At 70.2% G+C, this 23022-nt stretch carries 25 protein-coding genes and 1 pseudogene; 16 read left to right on the forward strand and 10 right to left on the reverse strand.

Features of this window, described 5'->3' with window-relative positions; all coding sequences use genetic code 11:
• Window positions 1–141: 141 nt before the first annotated feature.
• The 3 genes and pseudogenes from E4A48_RS11280 to E4A48_RS11290 all read left to right on the forward strand — a co-directional run bounded on the left by E4A48_RS11280 (window position 142) and on the right by E4A48_RS11290 (window position 3675).
• A complete protein-coding gene (locus E4A48_RS11280) occupies window positions 142–1317 on the forward strand; it encodes a thiolase family protein (protein WP_142742426.1) in 1176 nt (391 codons plus the stop codon).
• A gap of 123 nt (window positions 1318–1440) precedes the next feature.
• The gene (locus E4A48_RS11285; protein WP_009583424.1) at window positions 1441–1785 is read left to right on the forward strand and encodes a hypothetical protein; all 345 of its coding nucleotides are present in this window, start codon (window positions 1441–1443) and stop codon (window positions 1783–1785) included.
• A 213-nt stretch (window positions 1786–1998) separates the two neighbouring features.
• A pseudogene (locus E4A48_RS11290) lies at window positions 1999–3675 on the forward strand (Hsp70 family protein).
• 130 nt (window positions 3676–3805) lie between these two features.
• On the opposite strand, the gene E4A48_RS21085 reads toward E4A48_RS11290, so the two are convergent.
• Entirely contained in the window at window positions 3806–4054 is a 249-nt protein-coding gene (locus E4A48_RS21085) for a hypothetical protein (protein WP_260607940.1), read from the reverse strand.
• Window positions 4055–4105: 51 nt separating this feature from the next.
• Between E4A48_RS21085 and E4A48_RS21090 the strand changes: the two genes are divergently transcribed.
• The 12 genes from E4A48_RS21090 (at window position 4106) to pdeM (ending at window position 13786) form a co-directional block, all read left to right on the forward strand.
• A complete protein-coding gene (locus E4A48_RS21090) occupies window positions 4106–4831 on the forward strand; it encodes a hypothetical protein (protein WP_235426497.1) in 726 nt (241 codons plus the stop codon).
• A gap of 90 nt (window positions 4832–4921) precedes the next feature.
• A complete protein-coding gene (locus tag E4A48_RS11300) occupies window positions 4922–5281 on the forward strand; it encodes a hypothetical protein (RefSeq protein ID WP_039007048.1) in 360 nt (119 codons plus the stop codon).
• Window positions 5282–5459: 178 nt separating this feature from the next.
• Window positions 5460–5672: a hypothetical protein gene (locus E4A48_RS21595; protein ID WP_409976338.1), complete on the forward strand. Its 213-nt coding sequence runs from the start codon at window positions 5460–5462 to the stop codon at window positions 5670–5672.
• Between the two features lie 157 nt (window positions 5673–5829).
• A complete protein-coding gene (locus tag E4A48_RS21600; RefSeq protein ID WP_409976386.1) occupies window positions 5830–6153 on the forward strand; it encodes a hypothetical protein in 324 nt (107 codons plus the stop codon).
• Window positions 6059–6361, forward strand: coding sequence for a GGDEF domain-containing protein (locus E4A48_RS21605; protein WP_409976339.1), 303 nt, complete (start codon window positions 6059–6061; stop codon window positions 6359–6361). Before E4A48_RS21600 ends, E4A48_RS21605 begins: the two co-directional genes overlap by 95 nt.
• Window positions 6274–6618 carry a GGDEF domain-containing protein gene (locus tag E4A48_RS21610; RefSeq protein WP_409976379.1) on the forward strand — a complete coding sequence of 115 codons (345 nt, stop codon included), beginning with the start codon at window positions 6274–6276 and terminating at the stop codon, window positions 6616–6618. Before E4A48_RS21605 ends, E4A48_RS21610 begins: the two co-directional genes overlap by 88 nt.
• 204 nt (window positions 6619–6822) lie before the next feature.
• Window positions 6823–7368, forward strand: coding sequence for a bactofilin family protein (locus E4A48_RS11310; RefSeq protein WP_039007050.1), 546 nt, complete (start codon window positions 6823–6825; stop codon window positions 7366–7368).
• Entirely contained in the window at window positions 7365–7733 is a 369-nt protein-coding gene (locus E4A48_RS11315; protein ID WP_003479271.1) for a hypothetical protein, read from the forward strand. Before E4A48_RS11310 ends, E4A48_RS11315 begins: the two co-directional genes overlap by 4 nt.
• 279 nt (window positions 7734–8012) lie before the next feature.
• Complete coding sequence (locus E4A48_RS11320) at window positions 8013–9017, forward strand: ligase-associated DNA damage response exonuclease (protein ID WP_142742427.1); 1005 nt, start codon at window positions 8013–8015, stop codon at window positions 9015–9017.
• The gene (locus tag E4A48_RS11325; RefSeq protein ID WP_142742428.1) at window positions 9014–10606 is read left to right on the forward strand and encodes an ATP-dependent DNA ligase; all 1593 of its coding nucleotides are present in this window, start codon (window positions 9014–9016) and stop codon (window positions 10604–10606) included. The genes E4A48_RS11320 and E4A48_RS11325 overlap by 4 nt, the downstream gene beginning before the upstream one ends.
• On the forward strand, window positions 10603–13146 hold the full coding sequence (locus E4A48_RS11330; protein ID WP_142742429.1) for a ligase-associated DNA damage response DEXH box helicase: 2544 nt from the start codon (window positions 10603–10605) through the stop codon (window positions 13144–13146). Before E4A48_RS11325 ends, E4A48_RS11330 begins: the two co-directional genes overlap by 4 nt.
• On the forward strand, window positions 13136–13786 hold the full coding sequence (gene pdeM, locus E4A48_RS11335) for a ligase-associated DNA damage response endonuclease PdeM (protein ID WP_039007059.1): 651 nt from the start codon (window positions 13136–13138) through the stop codon (window positions 13784–13786). The genes E4A48_RS11330 and pdeM overlap by 11 nt, the downstream gene beginning before the upstream one ends.
• Window positions 13787–13963: 177 nt before the next feature.
• Here pdeM and E4A48_RS11340 read toward each other — a convergent pair whose 3' ends face one another.
• From E4A48_RS11340 to rlmD, 8 genes are all read right to left on the reverse strand, one after another.
• Window positions 13964–15247, reverse strand: a complete 1284-nt coding sequence (locus tag E4A48_RS11340; protein ID WP_185910647.1) for an FAD-dependent oxidoreductase — start codon at window positions 15245–15247, stop codon at window positions 13964–13966.
• A 97-nt stretch (window positions 15248–15344) separates the two neighbouring features.
• Window positions 15345–15551, reverse strand: coding sequence for a transcription antiterminator/RNA stability regulator CspE (gene cspE, locus E4A48_RS11345; RefSeq protein ID WP_039007063.1), 207 nt, complete (start codon window positions 15549–15551; stop codon window positions 15345–15347).
• A gap of 89 nt (window positions 15552–15640) precedes the next feature.
• Complete coding sequence (locus E4A48_RS11350; RefSeq protein ID WP_039007066.1) at window positions 15641–16387, reverse strand: S-methyl-5'-thioinosine phosphorylase; 747 nt, start codon at window positions 16385–16387, stop codon at window positions 15641–15643.
• 74 nt (window positions 16388–16461) lie between these two features.
• Window positions 16462–17016: a hypoxanthine-guanine phosphoribosyltransferase gene (locus E4A48_RS11355; protein WP_003479260.1), complete on the reverse strand. Its 555-nt coding sequence runs from the start codon at window positions 17014–17016 to the stop codon at window positions 16462–16464.
• Window positions 17016–18023 carry a beta-N-acetylhexosaminidase gene (gene nagZ / locus E4A48_RS11360; protein WP_039007069.1) on the reverse strand — a complete coding sequence of 336 codons (1008 nt, stop codon included), beginning with the start codon at window positions 18021–18023 and terminating at the stop codon, window positions 17016–17018. The genes E4A48_RS11355 and nagZ overlap by 1 nt, the downstream gene beginning before the upstream one ends.
• 152 nt (window positions 18024–18175) lie before the next feature.
• The gene (locus tag E4A48_RS11365; RefSeq protein WP_058196773.1) at window positions 18176–18853 is read right to left on the reverse strand and encodes a DsbA family oxidoreductase; all 678 of its coding nucleotides are present in this window, start codon (window positions 18851–18853) and stop codon (window positions 18176–18178) included.
• A gap of 118 nt (window positions 18854–18971) precedes the next feature.
• Complete coding sequence (locus tag E4A48_RS11370; protein ID WP_039007073.1) at window positions 18972–19466, reverse strand: CYTH domain-containing protein; 495 nt, start codon at window positions 19464–19466, stop codon at window positions 18972–18974.
• Window positions 19467–19537: 71 nt separating this feature from the next.
• Window positions 19538–20890, reverse strand: a complete 1353-nt coding sequence (rlmD, locus tag E4A48_RS11375; protein ID WP_039007075.1) for a 23S rRNA (uracil(1939)-C(5))-methyltransferase RlmD — start codon at window positions 20888–20890, stop codon at window positions 19538–19540.
• Window positions 20891–21176: 286 nt separating this feature from the next.
• Here rlmD and E4A48_RS11380 point away from each other — a divergent pair, with 286 nt between their 5' ends.
• Entirely contained in the window at window positions 21177–21887 is a 711-nt protein-coding gene (locus E4A48_RS11380) for a response regulator (protein ID WP_039007077.1), read from the forward strand.
• A gap of 137 nt (window positions 21888–22024) precedes the next feature.
• On the opposite strand, the gene recO is transcribed toward E4A48_RS11380, so the two are convergent.
• On the reverse strand, window positions 22025–22906 hold the full coding sequence (gene recO / locus E4A48_RS11385; RefSeq protein WP_039007079.1) for a DNA repair protein RecO: 882 nt from the start codon (window positions 22904–22906) through the stop codon (window positions 22025–22027).
• Window positions 22907–23022 lie beyond the last annotated feature (116 nt).

Raw genomic sequence — 23022 nt, forward strand, 5'->3', positions numbered from 1 at the left:
GCGGCCGCAAACCGGCGGCCTGAATCGCCACGAATCTACACCGGAATTGCGTCCCCGCCACCCTCCCCGCCCGCGCGCCGCGATTGGCAGCAGCGACGCCGAGGCAGATAATCCGGGGCTTATCTTTCGCAAGGGTTTGCCATGACCGAGATCGTGATCGCCGCGGCCAAGCGCACCGCCATCGGCGCCTTCCTGGGCCAGTTCAACGGCGTGCCCACGCCGGAACTCGGCGCCGCGGCCATCCGCGCCGCGCTGGAGCAGTCCGGCATCCCCGCCGCCGACGTATCGGAGGTAATCATGGGCTGCGTGCTGCCGGCCAACCTCGGCCAGGCCCCGGCGCGCCAGGCCGCGCGCGCGGCCGGCGTGCCAGACGCCACCGGCGCCACCACGATCAACAAGGTCTGCGGCTCGGGCATGAAGGCGATCATGCTCGGCCACGATCTGATCAAGGCCTGCTCGGCCAGCATCGTCGTCGCCGGCGGCATGGAATCGATGAGCAACGCCCCGCACCTACTGCCGAGTTCGCGCACCGGCAACCGCTACGGCAACTTCCAGGCGGTCGATCACATGGCCTGGGACGGCCTGACCAACCCCGACGACGGCCAGGCCATGGGCGTGTTCGGCGAGGCCACCGCAGCGAAATTCGGCTTCAGCCGACAGGACCAGGACGCCTATGCGATCGAGTCGGTGACGCGCGCGCAGGCCGCGCAACGCGATGGCGCCTTCGATGCCGAGATCGTGCCGGTGCGCGTGGCCACCCGCAAGGGCGAGACGGTGTTCGCCAGCGACGAGCAACCGGGCAAGTCCGACATCGCCAAGATTCCCACGCTGAAACCGGCGTTCAAGAAGGACGGCACGGTCACCGCCGCCAGCTCCTCCAGCATTTCCGACGGCGCCGCCGCCACGGTGCTGCTCAGCGCCGACGACGCCGCCCGCCGCGGCATCGCGCCGCTGGCGCGGATCGCCGGCCACGCGACCTTCTCGCAGGCTCCGGAATGGTTCACCACGGCCCCGGTCGGCGCGATCAGGAAGCTGCTCGAACAGGTCGGCTGGAGCCTGGACCAGGTCGATCTGTTCGAGATCAACGAAGCGTTCGCGGTGGTGCCGATGGTGCCGATCAAGGAGCTGGGCCTGGACCCGGCCAAGGTCAACGTCAACGGCGGCGCCTGCGCGCTCGGCCATCCGATCGGCGCATCCGGCGCGCGGCTGGTGGTGACATTGCTAAACGCGTTGCGCACGCGCGGCGGACGCCGCGGAATCGCGACCCTGTGCATCGGTGGCGGCGAGGCGACAGCGGTCGCCATCGAATTGATTTAATTGGGATTAACCCTTAAAATACAAAAATGAATGCGCGTACGCTTGACAGCCGACTTTGGCTTGTCATCATGTTGAGGGCGCGCAATAGCGCGTTGCCTAACTAAACGACGAGGATAGACACACATGAGCATCAACAAGCTGCTGATCGCAATGGCCCTGGGCCTGGCCCTGGCCGCGTGCTCGAAGCAGGAGCAGGCGCAGGACGCCGCTGCTTCGGCTAACGAAGCTGCCACCGACGCGCAGGCTGCTGCCGACCAGGCTTCGGCCGCCGGTGCCCCCACCGCCGATTCCGCCCAGGCTGCTGCCGATACGGCCGCTACCGCTGCCAACACCGCTGCCGACGCTTCGGCCGCTACCGCCGCTGCCCCGACCGATGCCGCTGCCGACAAGGCTGCCGACACCGCCAAGGTTGCTGACGACACCGCCGGTAAGGCCAAGGACGCTGCCGAAGAAGCCAAGAAGAAGTAATCACTTCTCGCTTCAGGCACGTCTGAAAAAGCCGCTGGTTCGCCAGCGGCTTTTTCTTTGCCTGCGATTCGCCAAGGCAGGCGCGACACCTGCGGCCGCACACTGCGCCGGGCATTGGGCCGACGCTGTCATTCATTGGCCAGCGCGAGCGCCTTGCCGGTGCCAGCGTCGCCGCCACTTCCCGGCCGCCTTCCTTTCGCAACGGACTTGCCCATGATCATCGGTATCGACCTCGGCACCACGCATTCCCTGATCGGCGCCTATTCCGCGCAAGGCAGCCGCCTGTTTGCCAATGCGCTCGGCGAACTGCTGACCCGTCGGTGGTCAGCGCCGACGACAGCGGCATCCTGGTCGGCCAGGCCGCGCGCGAACGCCTGGTCAGCCACCCGCAGCGCAGCGTGGTGGCGTTCAAGCGCTGGATGGGCAGCGACCGCGAGACCGTGCCGGGAGAGCATCGCTTCCGCCCGGAGGAACTGTCGGCAATGGTGCTGCGCGCGTTGCTGGCCGATGCCGAAGCCGCACTCGGCGAAACAGTGCGCGAAGCGGAGATCGGCATGCCGGCGTATTTCTCCGACGCGCAGCGCAAAGCCACCCGCGCCGCCGGCGAACTGGCCGGGATCCGCGTCGAACGGCTGATCAACGAGCCCACCGCGGCGGCCCTCGCCTATGGCCTGAAGGAACGCCAGGGCCATGGCCGCTTCCTGGTGCTGGATCTGGGCGGCGGCAGCTTCGACGTGTCGATCCTGGAGATGTTCGAAGGCGTCATCGAGGTCCACGCCAGCGCCGGCGACAACGTCCTCGGCGGCGAGGATTTCGTGGAACTGCTGCTGCACGCCTTCCTGGCCGACCACGCGCTCGCGCCGCAGGCGCTGAGCGTGCAGGAAAGCGGCCAGCTGCGGCGACGCCTGGAAGCGCTGTCCAGTGCCAGGGAGGCGACAGTGGAGATCGGCGTGGCCGGCCAGGCGCTGCACTGGACGCTGCACGAGGACCGCTTCAACCAGCTGGCCGAGCCGTTGCTGCAGCGCATGCGCGCGCCGCTGGAGCGGGCGATGCGCGATGCGCGACTGCAGCCAGCGCAGCTGGACGAGATCGTGCTGGTCGGCGGCGCCACGCGCATGCCACTGGTCGCCAGGCTGGTCACGCGCATGTTCGGACGCTTGCCGATGCGCCACATCAACCCCGACCAAGCGGTGACGCTGGGCGCGACAGTGGCGGCCGGAATGAAAGCGCGCGACGCCGCGCTGGAGGAAGTGATCCTCACCGACGTGTGCCCATACACGCTCGGCACCGAGGTCGCCTCGCACGACGCGCAAGGCCAGCTGCGCGCCGGCCTGTTCCACCCGATCATCCAGCGCAACAGCACCGTGCCGATCAGCCGCGAGGATACGTTCTACCCAATCCACGACGCGCAGGAACACCTGGTGATCGGCGTTTACCAGGGCGAGAGCCCACTGGTGACCAAGAACATCAAGCTCGGCGAGCTGCGGATGGCGCTGCCCAGGCACCTGCCCAAAGCCGAGAAAGGCGTCACCACCCGCTTCACCTACGACAATAACGGCCTGCTGCAGGTAGAGGTGACCGAGCATCACAGCGGCCGCAAGCACGAACTGATCCTGGAGCAGAACCCCGGCCTGCTCGACGCCGGGCAGATCCGCGAACGGCTCGCCGCATTGCGCGGCGCTGAAGATCCATCCGCGCGAACAGCAGGACAACCTGAGCCTGCTGGCGCGTGCCGAACGCATGTACGAGGAGTACCTGGACCTGCGCGAGCAGATCCAGGCCTGGATCGTCGTCTTCCGCGGCGCGCTCGACACCCAGGACCTGCGTCTGATCGACGAGCACCGCCAGCGCCTCGGCGAGACGCTGGACGCACTGGAGCGGCACGTTTGAACTGGGCGTTGCGGTGGCTGCAACTGCCGCCGGATGCCGACGAAACCGCGATCAAGCGCAGCTACGCCAAGCTGCTGCGCCAGCATCGCCCGGATACCGACCCGGACGGTTTCCAGCAACTGCACGCGGCCTACCCGTCGGCGCTGGCCTGGGCGCGCGCGGCGGCGACGCCGACGAGGACGTTGAAGACGCTGGAGACGAGGATGCTCGCGGCGCGGCGCAGACCGCGACTTTTGCTGCCAGTCCTGGCGCCAGCGATGGCGATGGCGATGGCGATGGCGACGATCGCCGCGACGCACGGCCGAATCCAGCGATTGCGTTCGGCACGCATAGCGATTTCCTCGATGACCACCGGCCACACCCCGAAACCGGGAGTCACGCCCCACGCCCGACGCAGCAGCCCCAGCTGACGCCAGCACCGCAGCTCGATGTGGCTACACCGCCGACGTTCGACCACGATGCGCTGTGGGCGAGTCTGATGCCGGGACGGCCGAGCACCCTGCGCCGCTTGCTCATATGCCTGGACCAGGGCCATGTCGACGGCCTGCCCGCGCCGGTGGACCGGCAGCAGATCGACTTCTGGATGCGCGCCAGCGAGGCCGGCTACCTGACCCGGGCGCGGCTGTCGGTCGGCCTGCTGCGTTGCGCCGCCACCGCGCTGTTGGTGACCATCGTCGTGCTGCTGGCGAGCGCCACCAGCGCCTGGTCGCCGGAGCCGGCGCCGATGTCCCTGGCGCTGAAGCGCAGCGGCCTGGCGGCCCTGGCGATCGTCGCGCTGTGGATGGGGTGGCTGCTCGCCGGCGTATTGCTGCGCTGGCAGGGCGAAGCGGAGTCGGACGATCGCTCGCCGGCGCCGCACTGGCTACGCTGGTCTTTCGTTCCGCTGCTGGCCGGCATCGGCCTGGGCGTGAGCGAGATCCCCGGGCAGCGGCTGGCCGGCGGCGTCATCGCCAGCATCGCATTGCTCATGTCGTTGGTGCGGCTATGGCGGCGAAGCGGGCGCCCCTACCGTCTGAACAGCACCATGCTCTGGCTGGCCTTCCTGGCACCGAGCATGGCCCAGTCGCTCGCGGTCGCGTTCAGCGCGGCGCTGGCGCTGGGCCTGTGGACGTGGGACCTGCTGCGCCACCACCGGCTGCGCTGGCGGCGTTCCTGAACGCGAGCCGCTGGCGATCGCCCGCATTGACACCAACTGCATGCGCGCCCGCCTAGGCTGCGCCGCATCAATCAGCAACGGAGAACGCGCATGAACAAGACCCCGATCGCGGCAATGGCACTGTTGGGCGCCCTGGCGCTGGCCGCCTGCCAAGGCCCGGAAGCGCAGCAGGCGCAGCGCGACGCCAAGGTCGCCGCCGAGCAGACCGGCGAAGCGGCCAAGGAAGTCGCCGACCAGGCCGCGCAGACCGGTCGCGAAGTCGCCGCCGACGCCCGCGACGCCGCGCACCACGCCGCCCACTCCGAAGCCGTGCAGGATGCCTCTGCCGCCGCCAAGGAAGCGGCCGCCGATGCCAGCGAGGCCACCGCCAGCGCGGCGCAAAAGCTCGCCGACAAGGCGCGCGAGAAGGCCAACCAAGATCCGCACAACAGCGACAGCGAAAAGCATTGACGCAATGCCCGCTGCACCCGCGCTCGGCGCGGGATGCGGCGGGCGTGTCCCGCGCCCGCCGCATCCCGCGCGATGTCGCAAGCACTTAGCACCGCGGCCACTTAGCACCGCGGCGTACCCCAAGATTCTTTTCCAGTATCCAGCTTGGGTCGATCCGCTGCCTGGTCACACTCTGCACATGCCGACATTCCACAGCGTGCGGATCAGAACTTGCCTGGCGCTTCTGTTTTCCGCCCTGATCTTCGTCTCGATCGGATTCGGCGTGTTCTCCGGTGCGCGACGTTCGATCTGCGATGCGGCACGCGTGGCCCACACCCATCAGGCGCTGCGCAGCATCGACGAAGTGCAAGCGAGCCTGCTGCTGGCCGAGACCGCGGCACGCGGCTACTGAGCTGCGTGGACCCCAAGGAAGCGCTGGCGGTGACCGCGCGCATGCTCGTCGCATTGATGCCCGACGCCGGCGGTGGCGTGTATCTGTTGGCGCCTCCAGGGATCGCGCCGAATCCATCGTCGCCTGGGGCGAGCCGCCGGTAAGCAGCAAAGCGGCCGTGGCGCCGGCACCGTGCTGGGTGCTGCGCCGCGACAAGACCCATATCGTGCATGCGCTGCGCCACGACGCGGCGTGCGCGCATCTGCGCGAGGATCCGCAGGCGGTCGGCGCCAGCAGCGCCTGCATTCCGTTGTCGGCGCAGGGCACGCAGCTGGGCTTCGTGTTCCTGGCCGGCCCCGGCCCCGGCCGCGGGCCGCGGCCGCGCATCGCCATCGCCGCAGCTGTCGATGGCGCTGAGCAACCTGCGCCTGCGCGAATCGCTGCACCGGCAGTCGATCCGCGAACCGCTCACCGGCCTGTTCAACCGCCGCCACCTGGATGAGTCGCTGAACCACGAACTGGCGCGCTGCGCACGCAGCTCGGTGCCGTTGTCGCTGCTGATGCTGGACGTGGCCACTTCAAGCGCTTCAACGATCTACACGGCCACGGCGGCAGCGACAGCCTGCTCGCCGCGGTCGGGCAGATGCTGGCGTCGCGGCTGCGCGGCGAGGACATCGCCTGCCGCTACGGCGGCGAGGAATTCACCGTGATCCTGCCGGAAACCGACGCGGAGGCGGCGCTGGCGATCGCCGAGCAGATCCGCGCCGCCGCACAGCAAATGCGCACCACGCTGGACGGCAAAGCACTGCCGGGGGTGACGCTGTCGATCGGACTGGCCAGCTATTCGGGCGACGGCGTGGTCGCCACCACGCTGCTGCGCAAGGCCGATGCAGCGCTGTACCGGGCCAAGCGCAACGGCCGCAACCAGGTGCAGCCGTTCGATCCGGCGCTGGACGCAATGGGCTGAGGCCCATCGCGTCGCGATGGGAAGGCACGCTGCGTCTTGCGGCCTGCCGCCCAGGCCGCCGGAGACGGCAACGTGGCCATGCGATCGCGCTGCAGGCCGTGGACCCGATCGCGGCATACGAAGCGCACTTTAGCGATGGTTGTCACAAAAACTGAGCGGTAGAGCGGCGATAGTCGGTGTTCCCCCGACTGGAGACGTCTTCGCATGTCCATCTGGAAAGATCAGGGTACCCCGCGCAAGGACGGCCTGCCGCTGCCCGGCACGCCGGGCAACAGCGCAGTGCCGGAACCGCGGCCGGTCACCGAACCGGCGCCCGGCGAGTCCGCGGTCAGCGTCGCCGCGGCCGCTCCGCTCCCCGTACGCGCCGCGCCGCCGGCGGCGAAGGAGTCGCTGATCGCTGCCGACATCACCATCGAAGGCAAGATCGAAGGCACCGGCCATATCCGCATCGCCGGCAAGTTCAAGGGCGACGTCAACGTGCAGGGCGACCTGACCATCGAAACCGGCGCCAAGCTCAGCGGCGGCGTGCGCGCCAACAAGGTGATCATCGCCGGCGAGCTGGAAGGCAACATCGAATCGGCCTCGCAGGTGGAACTGCTGGCGTCCGGCGCGCTGATCGGCGACGTCAAGGCCGGCTCGTTGACCGTGGCCGCCGGCGCGCGGATGCGCGGCCAGGCCGATTTCGGCTGGGAGGACGACAAGGGCCGCAAAGGCGGCAAGCCGACGACGGAGCCTGACGCGGGCGCATGAGCACACCGCGTCCCGGCACCCCGGGGGCGACCCGGACCTGCCCGCACTGCAAGGCCACGATCCTGGAGAGCGCCAGCGTCTGCCCGGCCTGCAAGCACCACCTGCGCTTCGACTCGGCGGTGCTGCAGCAGTCGGCTCCGACCGCGACGGTGCCGCTGCGCGTGCAGGGCACCATCCAGCATCCTGCCGACGGCACTGCGTGGGAGTACACGGTGGTGGTGACGATCCGCAACGGCCGCGGCGAGGAAATCAAGCGCCAACTGGTCGGCGTCGGTGCGATGCTGGACGGCGAGGAACGCAGCTTCACCCTGTCGGTGGAAGCGACCCAGGCCAAGGGCGGCGGCAAGCGTGGGACGCGGCATTGAGGCCGGGACTCGGGACTCGGGACCAGGTAGCCCCTCTCCCGCCGGGAGAGGGGTTGGGGTGAGAGTACGGCGTATACGTTCACGGCAACGCACGCGCAAGCACTACATACACCTGCACATCCGCCTGCAACGTAGCGAACGTCAGCCCATGCGCACCGGCCAGGCGCCTGCGCACGAACGCACAAGCGCGTAGCGCATTGGAGCCGATCCGCACCCGCGTGTAAACCGCTCGGCGTGGATTCTCATCTCCTGCACAGCGCCTTGGACACAGTGGCGGGCATGCCGAAACCCGCTTCCCAGGACCTGGTGGTACTGCGCCCGGAAGGGCTGTACTGCCCCGCCGGCGACTTCCATATCGACCCCTGGCGCCCGGTGCCGCGCGCGGTCATCACCCACGGCCACGGCGACCACGCCCGCGTCGGCATGGGCGAATACCACTGCGCCGCCGCCGGCCTGCCGATCCTGCGCTGGCGCCTCGGCGAGCAGGCGTACCACGCCTACGACTATGGCGAACGCTTCGCGCTGGGCGCAGCAACGGTGTCGCTGCATCCGGCCGGACACGTGCTCGGCTCGGCGCAGGTGCGCATCGAAATGGACGGCGAGGTGTGGGTGGCCTCGGGCGACTACAAACGCCAGCCCGATCCGACCTGCACGGCGTTCGAAGTGGTGCGCTGCGACACCTTCATCACCGAGGCTACCTTCGGCCTGCCGGTGTATCGCTGGCCGGACACCGCCGCAGTGGCGCGCGAGATCGTCGCCTGGCGCCACGAATGCGCCGCGCGCGGCGAGGCCGCGGTGCTGTTCTGCTATGCGCTGGGCAAGGCGCAACGGGTGCTGGCCGAATTGCAGCCGTGGGACGATCAACCGGCGCTGCTGCATGGCGCGGTCGCCGCCGGCGTGGCGGTGTACCGCAAGGCGGACATCGCGATGCTGGACACGCACCCGGTCGCCGAGATGGACAAGCGCGCCGACTACGCCGGGCAACTGGTGCTGGCGCCGCCGTCGGCCGCGGGCAGTCCGTGGCTGCGCCGCTTCCGCCATGCGCAACTCGGCTTCGCGTCGGGCTGGATGCGGCTGCGCGGCAACCGCCGCCGGCGCAATTACGACCGCGGCTTCGTGGTCTCCGACCATGCCGATTGGCCGGACCTGCTGCGCACCATCGAGGAAACCGGCGCGCAGCGGGTCATCGCCACCCATGGCAACACCGACGCGATCATCCGCGCCTTGAACGAACGCGGCGTCGCTGCCGAGGCGTTCCGCACCGACTACGGTGCCGAGGAATGAAGCGCTTCGCCGCGCTGTACCGGCAACTGGACCAGAGCACCGCGACGCTGGACAAGCGCGCCGCGCTGGTCGCCTATTTCGATCAGGCGCCGCCGGCCGACGCGGCGTGGGCGATCTGGCTGCTGAGCGGCGGCAAGCTGCGGCGCATCGCCAACACGCGCGAACTGCGCGCATGGATCGCGCAGGAAAGCGGCCTGCCCGGCTGGCTGGTGGACGACAGCTACGACCACGTCGGCGACCTCGCCGAAACCCTGACCCTGTTGCTCGACGATCCGGCCGCAGCCTCCGATCCGGCGCCGCTGCGCGACTGGATCGAGGAGCGCCTGCTGCCGGTCGCCGCGCAGGACGAAGCCGCGCGCCACGCCGCGGTGCTCGCCGGCTGGCACAGCCTGGCGTTCGACGAGCGCCTGCTGTTCAACAAGCTGCTCACCGGAGCGCTGCGCGTGGGCGTGTCGCAGCGGCTGGTACAGCAGGCGCTGGCGGCGATGTCGGGGATCGACATCGCGCGCATCGCGCAGCGCATGCTCGGCGCGTGGTCGCCGACCCCGGCCGCGCTGGAAGACCTGTTGTCGCACGAGGTGCTGGCCAGCGACCGCCAGCAACCCTACCCGTTCTTTCTGGCCTCGCCGCTGGAAAACGCCGTGGCCACGCTGGGTACGATCGACGACTGGCAACTGGAATGGAAGTGGGACGGCATCCGCCTGCAGCTGATCCGCCGCGCCGGCGAAACGGCGCTGTGGTCGCGCGGCGAGGAACGCCTGGACGGCCGCTTCCCCGAAATCGAAACCGCCGCGGCCACGCTGCCGCGCGATGCGGTGATCGACGGCGAACTGCTGGGCTGGCGCGACGGCGACACCGCGCCGCTGCCGTTCACCGCGCTGCAGACCCGCATCCAGCGCCGCAAGCCCGGCGCCAAGACCCTGGCCGACACGCCGGCGCGGATGCTCGCCTACGACCTGCTGGAACTGGACGGCATCGACCTGCGCGAACAGCCGCTGGCGCAGCGCCGCGCGCAATTGCAGGCCTTGCTCGAGACGCATGCCAACCCGCGCATCGTGCTGTCACCCTTGCTGCAGGCCGCGTCGTGGGAAGACGCGGCGGCGCTGCGCGAGGATTCGCGCGCGCGCGGCGTGGAAGGGCTGATGCTCAAGCGCGCGTCCTCGCCCTACCAATCCGGGCGCCGCCGCGGCGACTGGTGGAAGTGGAAGATCGAACCGCTGACCATCGACGCGGTGCTGCTGTACGCACAAGCAGGCCACGGCCGCCGCAGCACGCTGTACACCGATTACACCTTCGGACTGTGGGACGGCGAACACCTGGTGCCGGTGGCCAAGGCCTATTCGGGCCTGGACGACAGCGAAATCCTGGCGCTGGACCGCTGGATCCGCGCGCACACCACCGAACGCTTCGGCCCGGTGCGCGCGGTGACGCCGTACCACGTGTTCGAACTCGGCTTCGAGGCGGTGAACAAGAGCAGTCGGCACAAGTCCGGCATCGCGGTGCGTTTCCCGCGCATACTGCGCTGGCGCCACGACAAGCCGTTCGCCGAGGCCGACCGGCTAGCCACCCTGCAGGCGCTGGCGCGATGACCGCGGCGCAGGCGCGCAAGCGCCCGGCCGATGCGCCGCTGTACGCATGGTTCGCCGCGCAAGGCTGGCAACCGCTGCCGTTCCAGCGCGCACTCTGGCGGCACTACCTGGACGGCGGCTCGGGCCTGCTGCACACGCCCACCGGCAGCGGCAAGACCCTAGCCGCGTTCGGCGGCCCGCTGCTGGAAGGCCTGCGCGAACAGGCAGCACTGCAGGCCAGCGCGCGCAAGGCGCCGCGCCGCGGCAAGGCCGCCGCCAGCGCAAGCACATCGGCAACGAGCACGCGTGCACGCCGGCAGGCGCAGCGCGACCTGAAAGTGCTGTGGATCACCCCGCTGCGCGCGCTCGCCGCCGACACCTTGCGCGCGTTGCGCGAACCGGCACAAGCGCTCGGCCTGGACTGGCAGATCGGCCTGCGCACCGGCGACGCCAGCGCGCGCGACAAGCGCCTGGCGCGCAGCGGCAAGCTCGACGTGCTGGTGACCACGCCCGAATCGCTGGCGCTGCTGCTGTCCTACCCGGACACCGCGCCGCAGCTGGCGACACTACGTTGCGTGATCGTAGACGAATGGCACGAGCTGCTCGGCAACAAGCGCGGCGTGCTGCTGCAGCTGTGCCTGGCGCGGCTGCGCGCCTGGGCGCCGGCGCTGCGCACCTGGGGCCTGTCGGCCACGCTCGGCAATCTGGACGAGGCGCGCGACGTGCTGCTGCCGCATGTACCGAACGCGCCGATCGTGGCCGGGGTCAAGCCGCGCACGCTGACCCTGGAAACACTGACCCCGGCCAGCGGCGAGCGCTTCCCGTGGGCCGGCCACCTCGGCCTGGCACAACTGTCGCGGGTGCTGGAAAAACTTTTTGCGGTACGCACCAGCCTGCTGTTCACCAATACCCGCGCGCAGGCCGAACTGTGGCACCAGGCGCTGGACTCGGTGTGGCCCGAGGACACGCAAACGCTCGCCCTGCACCACGGCTCGCTGGATCCGGCGCTGCGCCGCGCCGCCGAACACGGCCTGCGCGACGGCAGCCTGCGCTGCGTGGTCGCGACTTCGAGCCTGGACCTGGGCGTGGATTTTCCCGCGGTCGATCAGGTGCTGCAGATCGGCAGCCCCAAGGGCATAGCGCGACTGCTGCAGCGCGCTGGCCGCGCCAAGCACCGTCCCGGCGAGCCCGGCCACGTGCTGTGCGTGCCGTCGCATGCGCTGGAGCTGGTCGAATACGCCGCCGCGCGCCGCGCCATCGCCCACGGCCGTATCGAATCGCGGCCATCGCCGCGGCTGTCGCTGGACGTGCTGGCGCAGCACTGCGTGAGCTGCGCGCTGGGCGGCGGCTTCCGCGCCGACGCGCTGTTCGATGAAGTCCGCGGCAGCGCGGCGTTCGCCGCGCTCGATGCGCCGACCTGGGCCGCGGTGCTGGACTTCGTCGTGCAAGGCGGCCGTGCGCTGGCGCAGTACCCGGACTACCGCAAGGTGGTGCTCGATGACGACGGCGTGTACCGCGTGCACGACCGCCGCATCGCGCTGCGTCACCGGCTCTCGATTGGCACCATCACCAGCGACGGCAGCGTCGCGGTGCGCTTCCTGCGCGGCGGCCGGCTCGGCGCGGTGGAAGAGCAGTTCGTCGGTCGCCTGCACCGCGGCGACCGCTTCCAGTTCGCCGGGCGCCTGCTGGAACTGGTGCGGCTGGAAGACATGACCGCCTACGTGCGGCTGGCCAAAGGCTGCGACGGCAGCGTGCCGAAATGGATGGGCGGGCGCATGCCGCTGTCCTCGGCCCTGGCCCACGAAGTGGAAGCGGTGTTCGCCGAGCCGCGCGGCGAAGAGGAACTGCGCGCGTTGGCGCCGTTGCTCGGCCTGCAACGCGCGTTGTCGGCGTTGCCGTCGCCGCAGCGGCTGCTGGTGGAAAGCGTGCGCGCCCGCGACGGCCGCCATGTGTTCGTGTATCCGTTCGCCGGGCGCCAGGTGCACGAAGGCCTGGCTGCGCTGCTGGCGCTGCGCTGGGGCCGGCAGCAGCGCAACACTTTCAGCTTCGCCGCCAACGACTACGGGCTGGTGCTGTCGCCGGCGCAGGAGGTCGCCATCGACCCAGCCCTGCTGCGCGAACTGCTCAGCCCCGCGCATCTGTTCGAAGATCTGCGCGAAAGCCTCAATCTGGGCGAACTGGCGCGGCGCCAGTTCCGCGAGATCGCGCGCGTGTCCGGCCTGCTGCCGCCGAGCCTGCCCGGCGGCACGCCGCGCAGCCTGCGCCAGCTGCAGGCCTCCAGCGGCCTGCTGTACGACGTGCTGAGCCGCTTCGATCCCGAGCATCTGCTGCTGGCGCAGGCCGAGCGCGAAGTGCTGCAGGGCGAGATGGAACTGAACCGGCTCGCCGCCACGCTGCACGACTGCGCCGCGCGCGAACTGGCCGTGCACACGCCGCGCAGCCTGACCCCGCTGTCGTTCCCGCTGTGGGCCGAGAGCATCCGCGGCCAGCTCAGCACCGAGGACTGGAAGGCGCGGGTGATGCGTGCGGCCGCGCAGCTGGAACACCGCCATGCGCGCTGAGCTGGACTGGAGTCTGGCCGGCGAGCCGATGACCCTGCTCGGCGAGCGCGCGCTGTACTGGCCTGCGCGGCGGCGGTTGCTGATCGCCGACCTGCACCTGGGCAAGGCCGATGTGTTCCGCCGCGCCGGCATCGGCCTGCCCAGCGGCGGCACCGCGCTCGACCTGCAACGCCTCGCTGGATTGGCGCAGGCACAGGCGGCGCAGGAACTGTGGATCCTCGGCGACGTGCTGCACGGCGCCGCGCCCGCGGCCGCCTGGCAACGCGACTGGCACGCCTGGCGCGCCGCGCATCCGCAATTGCGCGTGGCCGCGATCGCCGGCAACCACGACCGCGCGCTGGCCGGCGCCGGATTGGACATCGCGCTGCTCGGCGAACAGGTGGAGGACGGCCCGTTCGCGCTGCGCCACGACCCGGCGCCGCACGCGCAACTGCATGTGCTATGCGGACACCTGCATCCGCTGGCCAAGCTACCCGGCATGCGCCAACGCTGGCCCGCGTTCTGGCTGCGCGAACGGATGACAGTGCTGCCCGCGTTCTCGCAGTTCACCGCCGGCGTGGTGCCGGTGCTGGAGGCGGGCGAACGCCTGGTCGCCTGCGTAGAAGGCGCGGCGCTGGCGTTGCCTGTGGCGATGGGATAGCGCGTGTCCCTGGAGACTCAGATCGCCTGCTGTGGGAGGGACTTCAGCCCCAAGGTTTTACCGATAACGCGTCGGGACTGAAGTCCCTCCCACAGGGAAGCGACCGCGCCGCGGCATCGCAACAGGTCTACCGATCGCAGAAACGACGTCGGTCGCCACCTGCACGAACACGCTGGCTCACTGCACCTGTTCGCCGTGCGCCGGCCCCACCGCAATCGGTGGAGGTGGCGCTGCCGCCGTCTCCGCCAGCGCCTGCAGAAATCCCGGCTCCAGCGGCAGCTTGCCGAACCACCCATGCTGGGTACCGCTGAGCAGGCGCAGCATATGCCCGCGCCCGCCGGGCATGCGCCCGGCCGGCAGCATGCCGAGGTCGCGCACGCGCGCCACCAGGTCACGTTCGGACTGGAACAGCGGGGTCAGCCAGCGGCTCCAGAACTGGTACACCGCCACATGCGCATGCCGCTGCGCCTGGTAGCGCGCCAGCGCCGCGTCCAGGTCCGGCGCTTCGCGCAGGGCTTCGCTCAACACCCACGCATCCATCAGCGCCATGTTGACGCCCTGCCCCAGCTGCGGGCTCATCGAATGCGCCGCGTCGCCGGCCAGCACCAGGCGGCCGCGGTACCAGCGCTGCTGCACCGCGTCGCGATAGCTGGCGCGCGCCAGCTGCGCCGGCTCGCACACCTGCGCCAGGCACTCGCGCGCCTGCGGCCACAGCTGCGCCACCTCGTCCAGCCACGCGTCCATGCCGCGCGCCTGCCAGGCATCGAAATCGGCGGTGGGCAGGCTCCAGAAGAAACTCATGCGCGGCTCGGGATCGCCCGGGCGGGTGCCGACCGGCAGCAGCCCGATCATCTTGCGCGCGGCCACATAGCGCTGGCGCAATTCGTCGGCGAAGGCCCAGTCGCCGCGTGGCAGCAGGCACCACAGCGCGCCCCACGGATAGACCCGGTCCAGGCGCGTGCCCTGCACCTGCGCGCGCAACGCCGAGGCCGAACCGTCGCTGGCAATCACCAGGTCGAACGGACCATGCCAGCGCCCTTGCTGATCCTGCACCCGGCGCAGGCCGTCGTCGATGGCGACGATGCGCGTATCGCGCTGCAGCTCGGCGTCACCGTCCCACGCCTGCGCCAGCAGCGAGAACAAGGCGCCGCGCTGCATGCCCAGGCCGAACAGGCGCGTGTCCAGGTCGCGGTAGCGCATGTCCATCACCGCGCGGCCGCACGGCGTCTCGCCGTACAGGCGGCGCACCGGCGCGCCATGCGCCAGCGCCTGCTCGAGCAGGCCGATCCGCCACAGCACCTGCAGCCCGGTCGGCTGCAGCAGGAAACCGGCGCCGACCGGACCCGGCTGCGGCGCGCGTTCGAACACCTGTAGCCGATGGCCGTCGCGCGCCAGCAGCAGCGCCAGGGCCTGGCCCGCCGTGCCGTAGCCGACGATACCGATCTGCATCCGTTGCTTCATCACATCCACTGATTGCGGGCGACACCGCAGCGGTATCGCCATCCATAAAAAACCCCGCCGAAGCGGGGTTCAAAAACAGCTCAGCCGAGCAAGCGATTTACTCGACGGGCGTAATATTGGAGGCCTGCGCGCCCTTCGGACCCTGGGTCACCTCATAGCTGACACGCTGTCCTTCCTGCAGGCTGCGGAAGCCCTTGGAATTGATCGCGGAGAAGTGCGCGAATACATCGGCGCTGCCGTCTTCCGGCGAAATAAAGCCAAATCCCTTGGCGTCGTTGAACCACTTGACGGTACCGTTCGGCATGGTGATGCGAGACCTTGTGCAATGAATGGGTGGTGGTTGTGCGGCAGCCCGCACCGGCGGAGTATGCAAAGCTTGCGCAACGAAGACAATCACCCGCGCGCCAGTTCGCCGATCAGCTCCGGCAACCCTGCCGACGCCGCCTCCACGTTCGCAAGCACCTCGGCCAGGGTGATTTCCTGGGCGTCGCCGCAGCCCGCGGCCCAGTTCGCCACGATCGCCAAACACACGTATTCCAGGCCTAATTCGCGCGCCAGGCCCGCTTCCGGCATGCCGGTCATGCCGACCAGATCGCAGCCGTCGCGACGCAACCGGGCGATCTCTGCAATCGTTTCCAAACGCGGTCCCTGGGTGGCGCCGTAGCAACCGCCGGCGACCACCTCGGCACCGGTCACGCGCGCGGCGGCCAGCACCTTGCTGCGCAGCATCGGCGAATACGGATGGCCGAAATCCACGTGCAGCACCTCGCTGCCCGGCTCCTCGCTGAGCGTGGACACGCGCCCCCAGGTGTAGTCGATCAGCTGGTCCGGGCAGGCCAGCACGCGCGGCCCGAAGCGCTCGCCGATGCCGCCGACGGTGTTGAGCGCGAGCACCCGGGTGGCGCCGATTTGCTGCAGCGCCGCAAGGTTTGCGCGGTAATTGATCTTGTGCGGCGGCAGCGAATGGCCTTCGCCGTGGCGGGCCAGGAACGCGACCCGGTGACCGAGCAGCGTGCCGATGCGCAGCGGGCCGGATGGGCTGCCGTAACGGGTGTCGACCTCGCGGGTCTGCACGTCGTCCAGCTGTGCGAGTTTGTAGACGCCGGTGCCGCCGATGACGGCCAGTGCGATGTTGTCCATGCGGATCCTCGAATCGGAATATGCGCACGCGCCGGCCACGACGGCCGGCACGCGATGGGAAAAGGCGCCGCGCCTTATTCCTTCATCGCGTAGATCGCCGGCAGGTTGCGCAGGCCTTCGTTGACGTCCATGCCGAAGCCGAACACATAGCGGTCGGGCACGTCCACGCCCACGTAGTCGGCGTTGACGTCGTCCACGCGGCGGTCGTGGCGCTTGACCGTCATCGCCGCGATGCGCACGTCGGTGGCGCCCTGCTCCAGGCACCATTCGCGCACCGCCAGCAGGGTCAGGCCTTCGTCGAGGATGTCGTCGAGCAGCAACACGCGGCGCCCATACAGGGCGGTGGCCGGGCGATGCTTCCACACCAGTTCGCCGCCGACGGTTTCGCCGCGGTAGCGGGTGGCATGCAGGTAATCCAGCTGCAGGTCCTGGCCGCGCGCGCCCAGTTCCAGCGCCAGCTGCCCGGCGAACGGCAGCGCGCCGTGCATGATGGTCAGGTAGACCGGGATCTCGCCGCGGTAGTCGGCGGCGATGGCGTCGGCCATGCGCGCGATGGCCTGGTCGAGGTGCGGACGATCGACCAGCAGGTCGGCCTGGGCCAGGGCCTGGGCGATGGTGAGAGTGGACATCAGGCGGTTTTTCCGAGGGTTACGAGCAGGTGGGATTGGGTGTGGCCGTAGCGGGCATCGGCGAGCAGGCCGTCCCAGCCGAGGGCGCCGCGGCCGATCAGGCCAAGCAGCGCGGCGGTATTGAGCGGGCGCTCGCGCACCGCCTGCAGCGAGTCTTCGACCAGTTCGGGATGGCAGACCAGGACCACGTCGCAGCCGGCGTCCAGGTGCGCGGACACGCGCGCGGCGACGCCGCCGGCGGCGAACGAGGCGGCCATGCCGATGTCGTCGGAGAACACCACGCCGCGGAAGCCCAGTTCCTGGCGCAGGATCTGCTGGATCCAGCGCGACGAATAGCCGGCCGGTTCCGGCGCCACCTGCGGGTAGACCACGTGCGCCATCATCACCGCATCGGCACCGGCGCCGATGCCGGCGACGAACGGCAGCAGGTCTTCCTGGCGCAGCACGTCGAGCGGGCGCGGATCCTCGGCGCTGTCGACGTGGGTGTCTTCCAGCACCGTGCCGTGGCCCGGGAAGTGCTTGAGCGTGGCGGCCATGCCGACGCTGTGCATGCCGCGCACGTAGGCGGCGGTGAACGCGGCCACCACCTGCGGATCGTCGCTGAAGGCGCGGTCGCCGATCGCGCGGTTGCCGCGCGCCAGGTCCACCACCGGGGCGAAGCTCAGGTCCACGCCGCTGGCGCGGACCTCGCTGGCCATCAGCCAGGCATGCTGCTCGGCCAGCGCCAGCGCCGCGTCGCGGTCGCGCGCATACAGCGCGCCGAAGCCGTGCAGCGGCGGCAAGGCGCTATAGCCTTCGCGGAAGCGCTGCACGCGGCCGCCTTCCTGGTCCACGCAGATCAGCTGCGGCCGCGGCGCCGCGGCGCGGATCGCCGCGGTCAGCTCCACCAGCTGCGCCCTAGAGGCGAAATTGCGTTTGAACAGGACCACGCCGGCGACGGCATCGTGCTGCAGCCAGTCGCGTTCCTGGGCGGTGAGTTCGGTACCGGCGACGCCGATCGCGAGCATGCGGGGGGGTTCTCCTGCCAGCGCTGTTCAGCGCGCCTGGGCGGCATTGTCGCAGATGCCGGCGCCGGCGACAGGCCGCCGCGGCGCCGTGCGCTGCCAGCGCGTGCCGGTGGCACGCCGTGGCTGCGCCACGTTGCGCTCGTGTGACCGGCCTACACTGCGCAACCGTCGGGGCCGCCGTCCTGCGCCGCATCGGGCGCCGGCGGCAGCAGGCCGCGCAGGGCCACGGCGAACACCTCAGGCGGCTGCGCGCCCTGGATCGCGTGGCGGCCGTCGATGAGATAAGTCGGCACCGCGCGGATGCCCATCGCCTGCGCCTGCTGCAGCTGCGCCTGGAGCTCGGCCAAGCCCTCGTCGCCGTCCAGCAGCGCCTGCACGCGCGCGGCAGGCAACCCGCCAGCGGCACCGGCGGCGAGCAGCGTGCCGGCCTCGGCAAGGTTGCGCCCTTCGGCGAAATGCGCGTGGAACAGCGCCTCGGCCACCGCCTCGGCGTCGCCTTCGCGCGCGGCCAGCCACAACAGCCGGTGCGCCGGCAGCGTGGTCACCCGCACCTGGCCGCGGTCGAAGTCGAACGGCAGGCCCTCGGCACGCGCGGTGGCCTGGGTCTGCGCCAGGATCTGCTCGGTGCGCGCGGCGCCACCGAACTTGGCCGCATACGCCTCGCGCAGCGGCACCGGCTCGGTGCCGGCATCGGGATCGAGCAGGTAGGGATGCCAGTGGATCTGCAGCACCGGCGCATCCGCGCCGAGCGCGGCGATACCCTGCTGCAATCGGCGCTTGCCGATCCAGCACCAGGGGCAGACTACGTCGGACCAGATGTCGATGCGCATGAGGATCGGGACTTGGGACTTGGGACTTGGGACTTGGGACTTGGGACTTGGGACTCGGAAAAGCATACGGCAGATCGCCGTGGTCGCTGCCATGGGGCGGCGATGCCGTTTCCGGCGCTCAGACGCGCGGCCAGCGGCAGAACGGATGCGAGGCCAGCGCCAGGTTGTAGTAGCGCGCATCCTCGGTGACTTCGGCGCCGATCCAGTCGGGCTTGGCGAAGGCCTCGTCGGCGCTGTCCAGCTCGATCTCGGCGACCACCAGCCCGGCGTTGTCGCCGAGGAACTCGTCCACTTCCCACAGATGGCCCTGGTGCTGCACCAGATGCCGGCGCTTGTCGATCAGCCCGCCCACGCACAGCGCCAGCAGCGCGCGCGCATCGTCCAGCGGCAGCGGATATTCGAACTCCTGGCGGGTGTGCCCAAGCGCGCGCGACTTCAGATTGAGGAACGCTGCCTCGCCCTGCAGGCGGACCCGCACCGACGCCTTCTGCGCGCCGCTGTCCATCGCCGCCTGGTCGTTGATATAGCCCTGCGCCATCGGGATCACCCGCTGCGCCGTGGCGCGCCAGCCGTCGCCGGTGACGAGGAATTTGCGTTCGATTTCGATGGCCATGGGACTAGGGAATCAGGAAAGGAGAATGGGAAAAGCATAAGCCAACGCGCAGACGCCGCTGTTACCACTCCCTATTCCCCATTCCCGATTCCCGGCTTCTCAAACACCGCAATGCTCTCCACATGCGCCGTATGCGGAAACATGTCCATCGCGCCAGCCGCCTTCAACACGAAGCCCTGTTCGTTGACCAGGTAGCCGGCATCGCGCGCCAGCGAGCCGGGGTGGCAGCTGACGTAGACGATGCGCTGGAACGTCTCCAGCGGCAGCTGCCGCAACACCTCGATCGCGCCGGAGCGCGGCGGGTCGAGCAGCAGCTTGTCGAAGCCCTGCTGCATCCACGGCGCCTGGCCCTGGTCCTGGGTCAGGTCGGCGGCAAAGAACTGCGCGTTGTCCAGGCCATTGCGCTGCGCGTTGTCGCGCGCCCGCGCCACCAGTCCCGCGTCGCCTTCCACGCCCACCACCTCGCGCACCTTACGCGCCAGCGGCAGGGTGAAATTGCCCAGCCCGCAGAACAGGTCGAGCACGCGATCGCCAGGGTGCGCGTCGAGCAGCGCCAGCGCGTGCGCGATCATCTTCTGATTGAGCGAGGCGTTGACCTGGATGAAGTCCAGCGGCCGGAACGCCAGCTCCACGTCCCATTGCGGCAGCCGGAACGATAGCGCCACGTCCTGCGGGTACAGCGGATGCACGCTGTCCACGCCGCCGGGCTGCAGGAAGATGGCGAACTCGTGGGCCTGGGCGAACGCCACCAGCGCGTCCTGGTCGCGCGCGCTGAGCGGCTGCATGTGGCGGAAGGTCAGCGCCACGGTGTCGTCGCCGGCGATGAACTCGATCTGCGGAATGTCGCGCTTGCCGTCCAGGCGCTCGACCAGCTCGGCCAGCGCGCTCACCTTGAAGCCGATCTGCGGAATCACCGTGTGGCACACCGACAGGTCGGCGACGAAGCGCGGGTCCTGCTCGCGGAAGCCGACCAGGGTCTTGTCCTTCTTCTCCACCCGGCGCACCGAGAAACGGCCCTTGCGCCGGTAGCCCCATGACGCACCGGACAGCGCCGGCAGCACAGTGTGCGGGGTCACATGGCCGATCCGCTCCAGGTTCTCGGTCAGCACCCGCTGCTTGGCCAGGATCTGCTGGTCCTCGGCCAGATGCTGCAGCACGCAGCCGGCGCAGACCCCGAAATGCGGGCAGCGCGGTTCGACCCGCTGCGGCGAGGCCTGCAGCACCTGCAGGGTGCGCGCCTCGTCGAAATGGCGGTTGTGCGCGGTGGGTTCGGCGAGGACCGTCTCGCCCGGCAGCGCGCCAGCGACGAAGGCGACCTTGCCGCCCTCGCCCTCGCGGCGGGCGACGCCGCGGCCATCGTGGCTCAGGTCGTCGATCCGGGTCTGGAACGGGGTGCGGTCTAGGCGTTTTCTGGATCGGGCCACGTGGCGGCAGGCTGCGGGCGGAAAAGGGCGGCTATTGTCGCAGATGCGCCAGGGCCTGCCGATGCGCCGGGAGCGGCCGTGCCGTGCCTGGGCGCTTGCGCCGACACGGGCCGCGCAAGCGCCCGGGCGCGGCGCTTCGGGTTGCCCTGGCATGCGCCGATCCGGCCATCGGCTCCCGGCGGCTGGCCCGGGACACCCGCTTGCGGACGCGGCGGCGGCGGCGCAAAGTGATGCGACGCATCGTCGCAGCCGCTAAGATGCGCCCAGGCCGCATGGAGGCATAAGGATGGCATCGACCCAGGACCCTGTGACGCGACTTTTGCTGGTCGAGGACGACCCGATCAGTCGCACGTTTTTGCAAGTGACGCTGCAATCCCTGCCCGCGCAGGTCGATCTGGCAGACACCGTCGCTTCCGCGCTGACCAGTGCGCAGGCGCAGGAACACGACCTGTGGCTGATCGACGCCAACCTGCCCGACGGCAATGGCGCCGACCTGCTGCAGCGCCTGCAGCGGCAACGCCCCGGCACCCTGGCGCTGGCGCACACCGCCGATGCCAGCAGCGCGGTGCGCGACCACCTGCTCGGCGCCGGTTTCGCCGAAGTGCTGCTGAAACCGCTCAGTCCCGAACGCCTGCTGCAGGCGGTGCGCCGCTTGCTGGCGCGTGGCCGCGTCGGCACCGCGCCGGGTGCGGTGGAGGCGGCGGTGGACTGGGACGAGACCACGGCACTGGTCGCGCTCAACGGCGAGCGCTCGCACCTGATCGCGCTGCGCGAACTGTTCCTGGCCGAATTGCCCGGCACCCGCGACGCGGTCGCCTCGGCGCTGCAGCTCAGCGACGAACAGGCGGTGCGCAACCACCTGCACCGGCTACAGGCCAGCTGCGGCTTCGTCGGCGCCGCCCGGCTGGCGCGCGCGGTACGCCAGCTGCAAGGCGACCCGGCGTCGTCGCAGGCGCGCAGCCAGTTCAGCGAGGCGGTGGCGGCGTTGTTGCATTGAGGCCGGGACCGGGGATCGGGGACCCGGAACAGCCGGCGCCGCTTTGCCATATGCAATCCGGCACTGGTAAATCGCGGCAGCTTCGTTGCGTTGAAACGGGGACCGACGCCAGGTCCAGAGGGCCAAGCTCCATCCGCTCAGTCCCGCATGGCGCCGTCGACGGACTCCGCAGTTCCGGGTCCCTGGTCCCCGGTCCCCGATCCTGACTCCGCTGTTCCGAGTCCCCAGTCCCCGGTCCCTGGTCCCGACTCCGCTATTCCGGGTCCCCAGTCCCCGGTCCCTGATCCCGACGTAAACCGGCCCGCCCGCGCCAGATCCTCCAGCATCTCCCACGACTTCAGGCCGCGCCCGCCGAGGTGGTGCATCAACACCACGCGCATGCCGCGGCGCAGGCCGGGCAAGTCTTCGGCCACCGGCATTTCGTCGGCGGCCAGCGCCAGCAGCGCGCGGCCGGTGGCCATGCCGCTGCGCTGGTCGTGGCCGCGGTCGCTGAGCAGGCGGCGCGGGCCGTGTTCGGCGTCCAGCACGTAGCGCGCAGCGGGGTCGATCGGCTCACCGTCGCCGTCGTGGCGCAGATCGAACCCCACGCCCAGCGCGTCCAGCAGGTCGCGCTCGAAACAGCGCAGCGTCCACGCCAGCGGCGCCTCCGCGCCCAGCCGCGCGCGCACCCGCGCGTAGGCCAGGTACAAGTCCGGCGCAGGATCGTCGCGCGGCGCCAGGCGCAGGGTCAGTTCGTTGATGTAGAAGCCGGCGAGCATGCCGTCGCCGCTCAGGCGCGGCGCCGTGTCCACCGCCTCGGCCGCACGCAGCTGGGCCAGCTCGCCGCGGCGCTGCGCGCTGAAGCGGATCGACTGCAGCGGCTGCAGCGCGGCGCGCAGCGGCTGCTTCTTCGGCCCCTGCACGCCCCGCGCAAGCACGCCCAGCCGGCCGTACTGCACGCTCAGCACTTCGACCAGCAGGCTGGTTTCGCGCCAGGGGCGCGCGTGCAGGACGAAGGCGGGTTCGTGTTCTATGAGCATGCGTGGAGTCGGGACCGGAGACCGGGGACCCGGGACCCGGGAAAAGCCAAGGCAAAAGCAGGGCCTATGTGCTGAAGAAGCACGCGTTTCGACTCGATCAATTCAAGCGCCGCGAT

The sequence above is a fragment of the Xanthomonas translucens pv. cerealis genome, assembly GCF_006838285.1.
Classification (GTDB): domain Bacteria; phylum Pseudomonadota; class Gammaproteobacteria; order Xanthomonadales; family Xanthomonadaceae; genus Xanthomonas_A; species Xanthomonas_A cerealis.